13 protein-coding genes are annotated in these 13,889 nt (G+C 73.9%); 6 read left to right on the top strand and 7 right to left on the bottom strand.

Annotated features, from left to right (window positions below; genetic code table 11):
• Window positions 1-27 precede the first annotated feature (27 nt).
• The 3 genes from OG294_RS30540 (at window position 28) to OG294_RS30530 (ending at window position 2,754) form a co-directional block, all read left to right on the top strand.
• Window positions 28-1,257, top strand: coding sequence for a sensor histidine kinase (locus tag OG294_RS30540; protein ID WP_327069770.1), 1,230 nt, complete (start codon window positions 28-30; stop codon window positions 1,255-1,257).
• Between the two features lie 37 nt (window positions 1,258-1,294).
• A complete protein-coding gene (locus tag OG294_RS30535; RefSeq protein ID WP_327069769.1) occupies window positions 1,295-1,963 on the top strand; it encodes a response regulator transcription factor in 669 nt (222 codons plus the stop codon).
• Between the two features lie 80 nt (window positions 1,964-2,043).
• Window positions 2,044-2,754 (top strand): Pr6Pr family membrane protein, encoded by a 711-nt coding sequence (locus OG294_RS30530; protein ID WP_327071729.1) that lies wholly within the window; start codon window positions 2,044-2,046, stop codon window positions 2,752-2,754.
• Between the two features lie 20 nt (window positions 2,755-2,774).
• On the opposite strand, the gene OG294_RS30525 is transcribed toward OG294_RS30530, so the two are convergent.
• The 6 genes from OG294_RS30525 to OG294_RS30500 all read right to left on the bottom strand — a co-directional run bounded on the left by OG294_RS30525 (window position 2,775) and on the right by OG294_RS30500 (window position 8,666).
• The gene (locus tag OG294_RS30525) at window positions 2,775-4,067 is read right to left on the bottom strand and encodes a JmjC domain-containing protein (RefSeq protein ID WP_327069768.1); all 1,293 of its coding nucleotides are present in this window, start codon (window positions 4,065-4,067) and stop codon (window positions 2,775-2,777) included.
• A complete protein-coding gene (locus tag OG294_RS30520) occupies window positions 4,064-5,260 on the bottom strand; it encodes a hypothetical protein (RefSeq protein ID WP_327069767.1) in 1,197 nt (398 codons plus the stop codon). The genes OG294_RS30525 and OG294_RS30520 overlap by 4 nt, the downstream gene beginning before the upstream one ends.
• Complete coding sequence (locus OG294_RS30515; RefSeq protein ID WP_327069766.1) at window positions 5,257-7,590, bottom strand: DUF4135 domain-containing protein; 2,334 nt, start codon at window positions 7,588-7,590, stop codon at window positions 5,257-5,259. The genes OG294_RS30520 and OG294_RS30515 overlap by 4 nt, the downstream gene beginning before the upstream one ends.
• Before the next feature lie 143 nt (window positions 7,591-7,733).
• Window positions 7,734-7,880 (bottom strand): hypothetical protein, encoded by a 147-nt coding sequence (locus tag OG294_RS30510; RefSeq protein WP_327069765.1) that lies wholly within the window; start codon window positions 7,878-7,880, stop codon window positions 7,734-7,736.
• Between the two features lie 187 nt (window positions 7,881-8,067).
• Window positions 8,068-8,439 carry a toxin Doc gene (locus tag OG294_RS30505; RefSeq protein ID WP_327069764.1) on the bottom strand — a complete coding sequence of 124 codons (372 nt, stop codon included), beginning with the start codon at window positions 8,437-8,439 and terminating at the stop codon, window positions 8,068-8,070.
• Entirely contained in the window at window positions 8,439-8,666 is a 228-nt protein-coding gene (locus tag OG294_RS30500; RefSeq protein ID WP_327069763.1) for a hypothetical protein, read from the bottom strand. Before OG294_RS30500 ends, OG294_RS30505 begins: the two co-directional genes overlap by 1 nt.
• A gap of 100 nt (window positions 8,667-8,766) precedes the next feature.
• Here OG294_RS30500 and OG294_RS30495 point away from each other — a divergent pair, with 100 nt between their 5' ends.
• Both OG294_RS30495 and OG294_RS30490 read left to right on the top strand, forming a co-directional pair.
• A complete protein-coding gene (locus OG294_RS30495) occupies window positions 8,767-9,336 on the top strand; it encodes a SigE family RNA polymerase sigma factor (protein ID WP_327069762.1) in 570 nt (189 codons plus the stop codon).
• Between the two features lie 81 nt (window positions 9,337-9,417).
• Window positions 9,418-10,224: a hypothetical protein gene (locus OG294_RS30490; RefSeq protein ID WP_327069761.1), complete on the top strand. Its 807-nt coding sequence runs from the start codon at window positions 9,418-9,420 to the stop codon at window positions 10,222-10,224.
• Between the two features lie 89 nt (window positions 10,225-10,313).
• On the opposite strand, the gene OG294_RS30485 is transcribed toward OG294_RS30490, so the two are convergent.
• Window positions 10,314-11,924: an ABC-F family ATP-binding cassette domain-containing protein gene (locus OG294_RS30485; RefSeq protein WP_327069760.1), complete on the bottom strand. Its 1,611-nt coding sequence runs from the start codon at window positions 11,922-11,924 to the stop codon at window positions 10,314-10,316.
• Window positions 11,925-12,226: 302 nt separating this feature from the next.
• Here OG294_RS30485 and OG294_RS30480 point away from each other — a divergent pair, with 302 nt between their 5' ends.
• Window positions 12,227-13,864, top strand: coding sequence for an ABC-F family ATP-binding cassette domain-containing protein (locus OG294_RS30480; RefSeq protein WP_327069759.1), 1,638 nt, complete (start codon window positions 12,227-12,229; stop codon window positions 13,862-13,864).
• The last annotated feature ends 25 nt before the right edge of the window (window positions 13,865-13,889 follow it).

Raw genomic sequence — 13,889 nt, 5'->3', positions numbered from 1 at the left:
GCGGCCGACCGCCCGTAGGGTACCGCCATGAGACGGATCGCGACGGCGCTGCTGGGCCGCCGGGCCCGGGTGCGCTGGGTGCACCTGGTGCTGGGCGGGGCGCTGCTGATGCCCTTCTGGATGCTGAGCACGCTGCTGACCGGCGGCCGGCTCGCCGAGCCCAACTGGCGCAAGGCACTGCTGCACCAGCTGGCCACCCTCGCACTCGCGCTGCCGATGGCCTGGGTGGTGGCCCTGCTGCCGGCGGTCCGGGTGCTGGTCAGCACCGCCGCCCGGGCGCTGGCCGCCACCGGGGCCGGGGAGCTGGCGACCGGCCCGGCCACCTCCTGGGCGGCCCGGCGCCGCACCGCGACCTGGTTCGGCCTGCACCTGCTGCTGGGCGGCGTGGTCAGCGGGATCTCGGTCTCGGTCCCGCCGGCCGTGCTGTTCGCTCTCCTCGCCCCGCAACAGGCCTTCGACCAGACCGGGTTGACTGCGCTGCGGCACAGCGGCCTGAACCTGGCACTGGCCGCGGCCCTGCTAGTGCTGATGCTGACCAGCAGCGCCGGCGCGGGCGCCCTGCTGGCCCGCTGGGCTCCCGCGCTGCTCGGGCCGACCCCGGCCGAGCGGCTGGTCGCGGCCGAGCGGCGCAGCGCGGTGCTGGCCCAGCGCAACCGGCTGGCCCGGGAGTTGCACGACTCGGTGGGCCATGCGCTGAGCGCGGTGTCGATCCAGGCCTCCGCCGCCGCCCGGGTGCTGCGCAGCGATCCCGACTTCGTCGCCGAGGCACTGGCCGCCATCGAGGAGGCGGCTCGCGCGGCGGTGGGCGAACTGGACACCGTGCTGGGCGTGTTGCGCGAGGAGGACGACGAACCGGCCGCCGCGCGCGGGCCGACGCTGGCCGAACTCGACCCACTGGTGCGCCAGCTCGCGCTGGCCGGTGTCCCGGTGGAGACCCACAGCGCCGCGGGTCTGGCACTGCTGCCCGAGCCGGTCTCCCGGGAGGCGTACCGGATCGTGCAGGAGGGACTGACCAACGTCCTGCGGCACGCCGGACCGGTGCCGGCCACGCTCCGGCTCGACCTGCGCGAGGGGCGGCTGGACGTGGAGCTGACCAACCCGATCGGCGCGGGGCGGCCCGGCAGGCCCGACGGCGGGCGCGGGCTGCGCGGGGTCGCCGAGCGCGCGGCGGCGCTGCACGGCGGCTGCGAGAGCGGCCGCACCGAGGACGGCGACCAGTGGCGGCTGGCCGTCTGGCTCCCGGTGGCGACGGCGTGAACCAGCGGCACACACGGCACTCAGGAAGGAACGTGACGTGAACGAGCCGGCCCCGATCCGGGTGCTGATCGCGGACGACGAGCGGCTGGTGCGGCTCGGCCTGCGGGTGGTGATCGACGCCGAGCCCGACCTGACCGTGGTCGGCGAGGCCGCCGACGGCAGCGCCGTGCTGCCGCTGGTCCGCGAGCTGAGCCCGGACGTGGTGCTGATGGACGTGCGGATGCCCGAGGTCGACGGGATCCGCGCGACCTCCCTGGTGACGGCGCTGCCCGAGCCGCCCCGGGTGCTGGTGGTGACCACCTTCGAGAGCGACGACTACGTGTACCAGGCGCTGCGCGCGGGTGCCGCCGGGTTCCTGCTCAAGCGGGCCAGGGCGGAGGAGGTGCTGCAGGCGGTCCGGCTGGTCGCGCGCGGCGACTCGCTGCTCTACCCGAGCGCGATCCGCGCCCTGGCCGCCGCGCCGCACCGGTCCGCGCCGGGCCACGGCGCGCAGGGCGGCCCACTCGCCCGGCTCACCGAGCGCGAGGGTCAGGTGCTGCGCCTGATGACCACCGGGCTGAACAACGCGGAGATCGCGGCCGAGCTGGTGCTGAGCCCCGAGACGATCAAGACGCACGTGGCGAGCGTGCTGGCCAAGCTCGGCGCACGCGACCGGACACAGGCAGTGATCATCGCCTACGAGTCGGGCTTCGTCGTACCCAAATGACCCGATATGGCTCGTGCCCCACGACTACTGCCCGGTAGAGTACGTCGACCCCCACCCGTACGACAGATCCGGTGAACGCCATGCACATCTGGACCCGACCCACGCTCTGGTGGCGCCTGGCCATCGTCCTGTCGAGCGGGTTCGGGCTGATCCTGGGCACCAGCTCGCTGGTGTACTTCACGGTCCAGAGCAACGTGCTGGTCTTCGGCTACTTCGCCGGCGCCGTCTACTGGATGACCAAGCGCGGCACGGCGGACGCGCCCGCACCCCGGCTGCGCGGCGCGGCGACGCTCTACATCATGATCACCGGCCTGGTCGCGCACATCCTGCTGAACCACGGCGCCGACCCGCTGCCCGGCCTGACCTCCGGGCCCGACCGGCTGCAGAACTGGTCCTCGTTCCTGCTGCACTACACCACCCCCGTGCTGGTGCTGCTCGACTGGCTCTGCGCCCGCCCGCGCAACGCCTCGCGCTGGCGCGACCTGCCGCTCTGGCTCTCCTTCCCGCTGACCTACGCGGGCCTGACGATGGCCCGGGCCGCGCTCTTCCCGGACTTCCCGAACAAGTACCCGTACTTCTTCTTCGACCCGAGCGGGCACGGCTACGGCTACGTCTGGGGACAGATCGCGCAGCTGACGGTGGAGTTCATCGTGCTGGCCGCCCTGGTGGTCGGCCTCGACCGGCTCGGCACCGCGGTGCGCGCCAGGCTGCGGCCCACCACGAGCACGTCCGCCGCGGCAGCGGGCCAGGCCGAGGCGCAGGCCGTCCCGGCCGGGGAGCGGATCCGGTAGGGCGCGGGTCGCTGGACGGTCTACGGCTGGAGTGCTTCGCGGGTCAGGGCGCGGAAGCTCTCCAGCGCCTCCAGCAGGCGGCGGGCTTCCGGGCGGGCTGCGGGCGGCAGGCCGGCCGTCAACTCGCCGACCAGCACCGGCTCCCGTTCGGCGAGTCGGCGCAGCAGCGGTTCCACCTGCTGCCGCGTCAGCGTGGTGCGCAGCACGTGCCCGTTGGCGGCGCACAGCAGCGCTCCGTCGGCCGGCTCGTACAGCACCCGGGCACGGGCGCGTACCGCCGTGCCGTCGTCCAGGGGCTGCGGCACCTCGGGCGGCGGGGCGGGGCACAGGCCGGACGCGCTCCAGTTGCGGAGCGAGACCGAGGCGACCCGGTCCCGCATCCGGTCGGGGTCGCCGTACTCCTGGAAGACGCGCAGGGTCTGCTCCAGCGCTTCGGGCAGCGCGCCGTCCGTCGGCGGTTCGGGCACCGACAGCGGGGCGGTGGCAGCGGGCAGCCGCACCAGGCCGGCGTCCGGATCGACCATCGCGTCCGGGGCCTTGCCCAGCAGCAGGTCGTCCACGTCGTAGACCGCGCGGTGCGCCTCGCGCGGCACGCCGACGTTGACGCTGGTCGCGGCCGTGGCGTCGAGGCTCTCACCGACGTGGTAGTAGTCCGCGGGCCAGTACAGCAGGTCGCCAGGCTCGGGCTCGGCGGTGAACGAGGCGGCCAGGTGGGGCCGGTAGTCCAGCACGGTGGTCACCGGCTCGGTCCACGGGCGCTCCCGCCAGAACCGCATCCGCTTGCGGCCTTCGAGGGCGAACAGGAAGGTCGCGAAGCGGTCCTTGTGGACGCCGACCGGGGTGTGCTCGTAGCTGCCGTGGAAGAGCGTGGTGATCGCCCCCGACAGGGGCAGCCCGGTGCGCTCCCACAGCGGCTCGAAGAACGCGCGCTCGCGCTCCCACTGCCCGGCGTGAAAGGCGTGGAAGGCGTGCACGACCAGCGCGTACCGCCGCTCCTTCGAGAAGGCCGCCAACTCGGCGTCCAGCCGCTGCCGGTAGCCGTCGAACGTGCCGTCCTCGGCGCGCGGGAACCAGTTGGCGGGCTCGGACTGCTGGAAGCGTCCGACGGCGAACTGCGCGTTCGGCGGCATCAGGTACGAGCCGGGCGGCCGGGCGGCGAGCGCGGCGGCGGCGAAGACCTCGCGCAGTTCGAAGGGCGCCGGGTGGAGGGCCTTGATCAGCACCGGGCGACGGTCCCAGTAGCGCGCGGTGAACTCGTCCCAGTCCAGGGGTCCTTGGACGATGGCCAGGTCGCTCACGGGTGCTGTCGTCATCCGTCCGTCCGCTCGTCGCCGGTCAGGTCGATCCCACGCAGCCGGTAGAGCTTGCGCAGCAACGCGGTCACGACGCCGTTGTGTTCGTCCGCGCCCACCGCCCGGCACAGCTCACCGACCGTCAGTTCGCGTCCGGGCCACAGCTGCTGGGCGATCCGCTCCCCCGCCGCCCCGCCGATCGGGAAGGCGTGCCCGTTGACGGCCCAGATCCGGCGGCCGGGCCCGTCCGGCACCCGGACGATCGCGCGCACCACCCGCAGCCGCTGCCCGGGGACGAGCGGGACGTCGGCGCGCGGCTCGGGTGCGGGTTCCAGCCCGGCCGAGGAGCACCAGGCCGCCCACCGGGTGCGCAGCGCGGCGGGCAGCTGCGCGCCCCCGACCGCCGCGCGGGTCGCCTCGCCGACGGCGATCACGGCGGGAGCCGGGGCGGCCGGCCCGTCGGCGGGTGGGGGGTAGGGCAGGCAGGGCACCGTGCCGTCGTACTCCAGGCGGTCCCGCACGTCCTCGGCCAGCAGGTTCTTGACCGCGCCGGTCGCCAGGCGCTGCGCACGCGGGACGGAGATCCGCAGCGTCGTGCAGCCGTCGAGGTGGCGTTCGCGCCAGCGGGAGCCCTCCGGCCAGTACAGCAGCTCGCCGGCGGCGGCCCGCAGGACGCGCGGCCCGCCCGCCACCTCGTGCAGTTCGACCTCCAGGACGCCGTCCAACACCCAGGTCAGCACCGCGTGTTCGGAGTCGACGGCCAGGCCCCGGACGCGGGTGCAGTCGTCCCCCTCGGTCAGCTCGGCCTCGACCGGCAGGCACGGCCAGCCCACCTGGCGCCACAGCTCGGTGAGGGTGTCGCGGACCGCCGACCACAACGGGTAGTCGGTGTGCAGGGGCTGGCGGACGCTCAGCAGGAATCCCGCGTCCGGCCCGCTGCCGGGCGGCTCGCGGCGCAGCCGGGCCCGATAGCCGGCCGGGCTCGGGTCGGCGGCATCGGGCAGGAGTCTCCCCGGCGCGCCGAGCCAGCCGAGCGGGGTGTGGAAGCGGACCTGCGGGAAGGTCCGGAACACCGTTCCGGCGCGGAAGGACTCGCAGGCGGCGACGATCGTGCGGTGGAGGTGCCCCAGGTCCGCCGGGGCGGCGGCCCGGAGCAGGGCGGGCTCCTTGCCCCAGGCGCGGGCGAGGGGTTCGGTCCAGTCGGTCGCGATCACGCCTGTACCCCTTCGTTCGCGGGTGCCGGGTACGTCTGCGCCAGCAGGGCCGCGTAGTCGGCGAGCGGGCCGAGGCCGACGGCCGCGCGGCGCTCGTCCACCCGGTCCTCGTCCTCGATCGGGCACGGCCGCAGTTCGCCGCCCGCGACCCGTTCGAACTTCGTGCCGTACAGCTGCGGTCGGCCCTCGGCTCGGCGCAGCGAGTCGGTGAGGTAGGCGGCGTCGCGCCGCAGCATGTCGCCGTCCTCGGCCGCGGCCTCGATCAGGGCCAGGCACTCGCGCCGGAACGCGAGGTCGCCGGTGTGGTGCTGGAGCAGTGCGCTCGCCACCGTGGCGGCCTCCGCACCGACCAGGCCGCGGCCGGGCCAGCCGTGCTCGGCGACCACGCCGCGCAGCCAGGCGATCCCGGCGCCGGTCAGCCGGTCGAGCTGCGCCTCCAGGTCGGTGTCGGTGAAGCCCCCGGCGGCCCAGGGGGCGCGCAGCGAGGCGTCGATCCGGCCCAGGCGCAGCAGCCGCTCGCGGATCTCGACGGCCGTGCGAGCCGGGTCGGCCGTGCCGGTCAGGGGGTCGATGCGCAGCCGCAGCTTCGCCTCGTCCCAGGCGTAGGTGATGCAGCGGGCCGCCTGCGGCCAGTCGAAGGACACCTCGCCCTCCCGCGGGCCGCGCCGGCTGAGCCGTACCCCGCGCTCGGGGTCGTGCGCATCGCTCTGTTCTGGTGTCAGATCACCGTAGACGTGTTCGACCGCGTCGCGCAGGGCGATGCCGAGCCCGGCGAGGTCCAGCTTCCCGCCCTCGCGGACGGCAGCGACCGGCGGCCAGGGTCGGTCCTCGTCCCACCCGGGGGCGTCGGTCAAGTCCGTGCGCAACGCGCGGCCGGGCGGCATCCGCATCGCCAGCAGTGGGCCGCCGTCGGCGGCGCGGAAGAAGTACGGGACGTCGCCGCGGGCGAGCTGCGCCGACTCTCCGTCGGTGAAGGGGACTTCGCCGCCGTCCGGGTAGTCGGCCGTCGGGCGGGCGATCACCCGCACCACGTGACCGGCGGCCCGCTCCCCGATGAACTCGGCGATCCGGGCGCGGTTGCGGCACATCAGCGTCCAGGCGTCGAACATGCCGCGCAGCAGTGCCGCCAGGTAGGGGCCGTATCCGGCGCGGCCCTCGGTGTCCCCGACCACTGTGCGGGTCTCGGTCCGGGTCAGGGACAGGGTCCGCCGTTCCAGCCGCAGCGAGCCGTCCGGCTGCGGGCGCCAGCAGGTCGCGGGGCCGTCCAGCTCGCACCAGCGCGCGACGTTCTCCAGGCCGGCGTGGTGGTGCGCGCAGACCGCGGGATCGGACAGCAGCCCGGTTTCGAACAGGCGGTCCAGATCGGCGAAGTACGCCTCCAGGTCGACCGGGAACGGCAGCGGCTCGCCGTCCCCCGGGCGCTGCCCGATCAGCACGTTGCCGCCGATCAGGTCGGTGATCCCGAACGCGAACGCGGCGGCGGCCAGTGACCCGGCGCGGTGCCAGTAGCGGGCCGCCGCCGCTGGTTCGAGAACGGCGCCGCGCAGGCTCAGCTCGCCGTCGGCACGCAGGACGCCCCACGTGTCCGGCGGCTCGATCCACTCCTGCCAGGAGTAGCAGGCCCGGTCCGGGCCACTGCTCGTCCAGGTCCGCATGGTCGGCAGCCGGATCGGACCGGACGCCGGGGGCAGCGCGTTGAGCAGGGCGAACACCGAGTCCTCGGTGGCCAGGAACAGGATCTCGCCGGTCGCGGGGCGTGGCTTGTACGCGAGCCTGGTGCCGTCGGCGAACTCGACGCGCAGCACCCGCTGGCCGCCGTTGTGCGTCTCCTCGCCGTTCGCCCACAGGCCGGTGACCCGGTGGCCGGGGGGCTGGTCGCGGGCCAGCCGCTCCAGGAACAGGGCCAGGAAGTCCAGGTACTGCTCGGTCCGTTGGGCGACGAAGGCGGCGGCGCGCTCGGGCGGTCCGGCCACGCAGGCCTCCAGGGCCTCGGTGAGCAGCGGCCCGAACAGGTCCGCGTTCTCCGGCCGCAGCACCTGCGGATCGAACCGCCGGGCGTCGGCGTCGACCCGCGCGGACCAGGCGTCGATCCGCCGCAGCACATCGTGCAGCGGCGCGAAGCGGGCGTCGGCCAGCGCATGCGCCAGGGCCCGCGCGTCGGACGGGCCGCCCAACAGGCGCTCGACGGCGAGCGTGCCGTCCGGCCCGGGGACGGCCACCGGCGGGAACGCCCGCCCCGCCCGGCTCTCGGCCAAGGCCTTCAGCAACCGACGTGTGGTGGAGGGGAGTTCGGGCGAACCGGTGGCGTCGCCGGGATCGCGCAGTTCCATTCGGCCCCTAGCCAGGAGATCGATGTACGGCCGCGCGGCGCGGCCGCTCGGGCCCGCGCCGCGCGGCGTCGTGGTCTGCGCTGTGCCTGGAAGCAGCGACGTTGTCAGGGGGCTGTTCCCCGGGAAGACCTCAGAAACGCCTGCTACAGAGCGCAGTAGACGTGGAAACAGGTCCCGGCACTCGGCGTGCTTTTCGGAGCATCCTGCTCCAGGTCACCGATCACGAGGTCGAACTCCTCGTCGGTGATGAGGGTGTCGCCCTGCGGAGCTTGTGCGGTGGGAGCTTCCATGGAGAGTCCTCCTGACACAGATGTGGCACCACAGGCCACCACGGCTCGGGTGACCAGGCGTCGTGCGGTTTCACTGAATATGCCTCGGTCGCGCGTACGCGACCGGAAGCCAGTGTTGCCCAGCCGAACAGCACCGTCAACAGAACTGCCACACCGGTACGCCGACTTCGGTTCGGCGTTCGCGGGTCTAGATCCGCCACTCCCGGATCCGGTCGGCCGCCGCGAAGACGTCGGCCTTGGCGTCGGCCACGTCGCGGGCCAGCTCGACCAGGGCGCCGTAGGGCGGGTCGATGCCCTCCTTGGCCGCGTGCATGTAGGCGGCGGTCGCCATGCAGGCGTAGAGGTTGTTGCGCACCGGCAGCGGGCGCAGCAGCACGATGGTGTGCATCAGCGTGGCGGCGCACCAGGCCGGGTCGGCGTCATGGCCGAGCTGGGCGGTGTTCACCCGGTGCCGGGCCACGGCGGCCTGCAGCGCGGAGTAGTCCCGCACGCTCAGGTCCTCCGGCGAGGCCTGCTCCTGGACGTCGAGGAGCCAGCGGATGTCGACGTGCAGGATCATCACGCCGCACTGCGCCGGGCGGCGGGCGTGTCCTCGGGGAAGGCGGCGTCGAACTCCTCCAGGTGTGCGTTCCAGAACGCCACCGCGTGGTTGACGAAGGTCCGCCGCTGCTGCTCGCGCACGCTGAGGTCGTGCACGTACGCCTTCACGCTCTTGCCGTCGGCCGCGGCGGCCTCACGGATCGCGGCCAGTTCGGCCTCGGTGTACTCGATGTTGAGAGCCGGCATGCCGCTCAGGGTACCTGAGCGGTACCGGCCCCGGGACCGGTCCTGAGAATTCCCCGGACTACCCTGCAACATGACCTTCGGCCCACAGCGTTAGCCAGGCATGGACCACTCACCGACGACCGATCAGGCGCCACCAGGGCCGCTCGATTTCCTGGAGTTCGCCACGGCCCGAGGCGGGCAGCTCTACCAGACCGCCTACCTGCTCACCGGCGGCGACCGGCACCTCGCCGAGGACCTGGTGCAGGAGGCGCTGAGCCGGATGTTCGTGCGCTGGAAGCGCCTGTGCCGGCTGGAGAACCCGGCCGGCTACGCGCAGACCGTGCTCGTCAACACCTTCCTGTCGATGCGCCGCCGGCGCAGCAGCACCGAGCGCACGATCTCCGAGTTCCCCGAGGTCGCCGTCACGGACGCCGACCCCACCACCCGGGTGACCCTGCTGCGTGCGCTGCAGGAGCTCTCCGCGCCGGACCGCGCGGTGGTGGTGCTGCGGTTCTGGGAGGACCGCAGCGTCGAGGAGACCGCGAGCATGCTCAGCCTGAGCTCCACCGCCGTGCGCTCGCGCAGCCACCGTGCGCTGGCCAAGCTGCGCACCCGCCTCGGCGACAGCTTCGCCGAACGGCTGCAGGCGCAGCCCCAGCGGCAGCCGCAGCAGCAGCCACAGCCGCACTGACCGGCCCTCGCCGGGTCGGATCCCGGCACGCCTCGGTCCTCTGCCCCTTCCCCGACCTCAGACCGAAAGCGCGGTTCCGCCATGCCTTTTGAAGACGATCTGGGCCTTGCCCTGCGGGAGGCCGTCGACGCCTCCCCACCCCCGCGACTGGACCTGCTGGCGACCGGCGCCGCCCAGCGCGGGCAGCGCCGCAAGCGCCGGCGCACGGTGCTCGCGAGCGTCGCGTCCGTCGCCGTGCTGGCGGGCGCGGGCGCGGTGGCGCTGAACCAGGGCCCGGCCGACGGCCCGACGGGCACCAGCGTGGCGGCCGGCCCGACCACCGCCACCCAGAGCACCACCGCCACCCCACCGCCCACCGCCACCCCGAGCCCCAGTTCCTCCCCGGGTGCCACGACCGCCGTCCCCAGCTCCCAGGTGCTGAAGCTGTTCAAGAGCAAGCTGCCTGACGGCTTCCAGACCAGCCACCCGGTGAACCTGGACCTCACGGAGCCCGAGCCCGGTGTACGGGCCGGCGTCGCCATCAGCAACGGCAGCGGCAAGGGGACCGCCTCGATCACCATCACCCGGGGGAAGTCCGGGCCGTGGCTGGCCCCCGGCTGCGGGACCACCACCACCGTCTCCCACTGCACCGACACCCCGCTGCCGGGCGGCGCCGAGCTGATGCTCTGGCTGCCGGACCGCGTCCCCAACGGCACGCAGGTCTGGAACGCCACCCTGAAGCGCTCCGACGGGATCACGCTCACGGTCGAGTCGGGCAACGTCCCGGACCAGGGCTCCGGCGACACCGACGTCTACCCCAACCCGCCGCTGCTCACCGGGGCGCAGCTGACCGCCCTGGCCGAGGACCCGGTCTGGCTCCCGGTGATGGCCTCGATCCCCGCGCCCTGAGCCGCGCGCGAACCAAGCGGCGAACCAAGCGCGACCCCGGGGCCCGTGTGCCGCCCTCCCGCACCGGGGACGGGAGGGCGGTGCGCGCCTCACATCGGGTCCACCCGGCGCAGCCCGGACTCCTCCAGCCGCAGCCACCTGGTGAGCCCGAGGCCGCGCAGGAACGGCAGGTCGTGGCTGACCACGACCAGCGCGCCCTGGTAGGACTCCAGCGCGTCGGTGAGCTGGCGCATGCTCGCCAGGTCGAGGTTGTTGCTCGGCTCGTCGAGCAGCAGCAGCTGCGGGGCCGGGTCGGCCAGCAGCAGCGCCGCCAGTGTGGCGCGGAACCGCTCGCCGCCGGAGAGGGTGCCGGCCCGCTGGTCGGCGCGCCCGCCGCGGAACAGGAACCGGGCCAGCCGGGCCCGGATCTGGTTGTCCGTGTGACCGGGGGCCAGCGCCTTGACGTTCTCCGCCACGCTGAGCGAGTCGTCCAGCAGATCGAGCCGCTGCGGCAGGTACCCGACCGGCACCGGACGGGTGATCTCGCCCTCCAGCGGTGGCAGTTCACCGGCGATGGTGCGCAGCAGGGTCGACTTGCCGGCCCCGTTGCGGCCGACCAGTGCGATCCGCTCCGGGCCGCGCAGGTCGAGCTTGACCTGGTGGCCGAAGGCGAGCCGCACGTTCTCCATGGTCAGCACGGTGCGCCCGGCCGGGACCTCGGTGCGCGGCAGGTCGATCCGGATCTCGGCGTCGTCGCGCAGCGCCTCCTCGGCGGCGGTCAGCCGCTCACGGGCGTCGGCCAGCCGCTCGGCGTGCATGCCGCGCACCCGCCCCGCGGTGACCTCGGCCTTGCGCTTGAACGCGCCGGCCAGGATCTTCGGGTCGTTGCGCTGGACGGAGAGCTTCTTGCCGTAGCTGGCGCTGCGGGCCAGGCGGATGTTGGCCTCCACCAGATCCCGCTGCTGGCGGGTGACATCGGCCTCGGCGTTGCGCACCAGCCGCTCGGCCGTCTCCTGCTCGGCCTCGCGCGCCCGCTCGTAGTCGGCGAAGTTTCCGCCGTACCAGGTGACTTCGCCCTCCCGAAGATCGGCGATCCGGTCCACGTGCTGGAGCAGCTCGCGGTCGTGGCTGACGATCACCAGCACGCCCGGCCAGCTCGCCACCGCCTCGTGGAGCCGGGCGCGGGCCACGCCGTCCAGGTTGTTGGTCGGCTCGTCGAGCAGCAGCACGTCGGGGCGGGCCAGCAGCAGCGCCGCCAGCCGCAGCAGCACGGCCTCGCCGCCGGAGAGCTCGCCGGTGCTGCGGTCCAGGTCGAGCCGGGCGAGTCCGAGCTTGTCCAGGGTGGCCCGGGCCCGCTCCTCCACGTCCCAGTCGTCGCCGAGCACGGTGAAGTGCCGCTCGTCGACGTCCCCGGACTCGATCGCGTGCAGTGCCTCGCGGCGCTCGCGCACGCCCAGCGCCTCGTCCACCCGCAGCCGGGTGTCCAGCGCGAGGTCCTGCGGCAGGTAGCCGATCTCGCCGCCCACCCGCACGCTGCCGCTGGTCGGCGTGAGCTCGCCCGCCATCAGCCGCAGCAGGGTCGACTTGCCGGCCCCGTTGAGGCCGATCAGGCCGGTGCGGCCGGGGCCGACGGCGAGGTGGAAGCGGTCCAGGACGGGCTTGCCGTCCGGCCACTCGAAGCTGAGGTCGGTGCAGAGGATCGCGGTGGTCGCTGATGCCATGGGGGCCTCCTGCGGGTTGCTCGTCAAGGGAATGGGCAACACGAGAGACACCGCGAGAGGGCTGGAAGGGCGGACGGCGGAACGACGAAGGCTCCCCACCGAGGCCGAGCACACTCCTCAACCGCGCGAGGACTCAGCGCGGGAGCGGTGTCTCATGACCTCAGTAGAGCAACGGCCTTCTCCTGTTCCGGTGAACCGACGGGCGCCGGTGGACCAACGACGACCACGCTACGACGGCCGGCGACGACCGGCAACGCATTAATTCGGGCCACCTCACCCGGCCGTCTAGGATCGTGGCCATCATGAGTGCCACTCTCGTAACCAAGGACCTCGCCGCCGGCCACGGCGACCGCACCCTGTTCGCCGGGCTCGACCTGGTCGTCTCCCCCGGCGAGGTGACCGGGCTGGTCGGCGTCAACGGGGCCGGCAAGTCGACCCTGCTGCGGCTGCTGGCCGGCCTGGACCGCCCCGAGAGCGGCTCGATCACGCTCAGCCCGCGCAGCGCCAACGTCGGCCACCTGCCGCAGGAGCCGGAGCGCCGCGCGGGCGAGAGCGTCGGCGCCTTCCTGGCCCGGCGCACCGGGGTCACCGCCGCCCAGGCCGCACTGGACGCGGCCACCGAGGGCCTGGTGGAGGGCCGCCCGGGCGCCGACGACGCCTACGCCGAGGCGCTGGACCGCTGGCTGGGCCTGGGCGGCGCCGACCTGGAGGAGCGCGCCGAGCAGGTCGCCGACTCGCTCGGTCTGCGGATCGGCCTGGAGTCGCAGATGACCTCGCTCTCCGGCGGCCAGGCGGCCCGCGCGGGCCTGGCCTCGCTGCTGCTCTCCCGCTACGACGTCTTCCTGCTCGACGAGCCGACCAACGACCTCGACCTGGACGGGCTGGACCGGCTGGAGGCCTTCGTCACCGGCCTGCGCGCCGGCACCGTGCTGATCAGCCACGACCGCGAGTTCCTGGCCCGCACGGTGACCCGGGTGCTGGAGCTGGACCTGGCCCAGCAGCAGGTCAACCTCTACGGCGGCGGCTACGACTCCTACCTGCAGGAGCGCGCCCGGGCCCGGCAGCACGCCCGCGAGGAGTACGAGGAGTACGCCGACACCAAGGCCGGCCTGGAGGCCCGCTCGCGGATGCAGAAGGGTTGGGCGGACAAGGGCGTGCGCAACGCACTGAAGAAGAGCCCGGACAGCGACAAGTTCCGCAAGGCGGCGGCCACCTCCTCCTCCGAGAAGCAGGCCGCCAAGGCCAAGCAGACGCAGCGGATGATCGAGCGCCTGGACGTGGTGGACGAGCCGCGCAAGGAGTGGGAGCTGCGGATGGAGATCGCGGTGGCCCCGCGCTCCGGCGCCGTGGTGGCGACGCTGCGCCAGGCCGCGCTGCGGCGCGGCGAGTTCGGCTTCGGCCCGGTGGACCTGCAGATCGACTGGGCGGACCGGGTGGCGATCACCGGTGCGAACGGCGCGGGCAAGTCCACCTTGCTGGCCGCCCTCCTCGGGCGGCTCGAACTCGACTCGGGCCAGGCCACGTTGGGCTCCGGCGTGGTGATCGGCGAGGTCGACCAGGCGCGCGGCCTGTTCTTCGGCACCGAGCGGCTGCTGGACGCCTTCGAGGCGGCCGTCCCCGAGCAGCCGCCGGCCGACGTCCGCACCCTGCTGGCCAAGTTCGGGCTGAAGGCGGCGCACGTGCTGCGCCCGGCCGACACCCTCTCCCCCGGCGAGCGCACCCGCGCCGCCCTCGCCCTGCTGCAGGCGCGCGGGGTCAACCTGCTGGTGCTGGACGAGCCGACCAACCACCTGGACCTGCCCGCCATCGAGCAGTTGGAGGCGGCGCTGGCCTCCTACACCGGCACCCTGCTGCTGGTCACCCACGACCGGCGGATGCTGGAGACGGTCTCGGTCAACCGCCGGCTGGTGGTGACCGACGGGAAGGTCGCGGAGGTTTAGACCACCGGCCGGGCTCCCATACAGG

The sequence above is a fragment of the Kitasatospora sp. NBC_01302 genome (genome assembly GCF_035976515.1).
Classification (GTDB): domain Bacteria; phylum Actinomycetota; class Actinomycetes; order Streptomycetales; family Streptomycetaceae; genus Kitasatospora.
The sequence above is the reverse complement of the archived record's forward strand: the minus strand, read 5'-3'. Positions and strand labels throughout refer to the sequence as shown.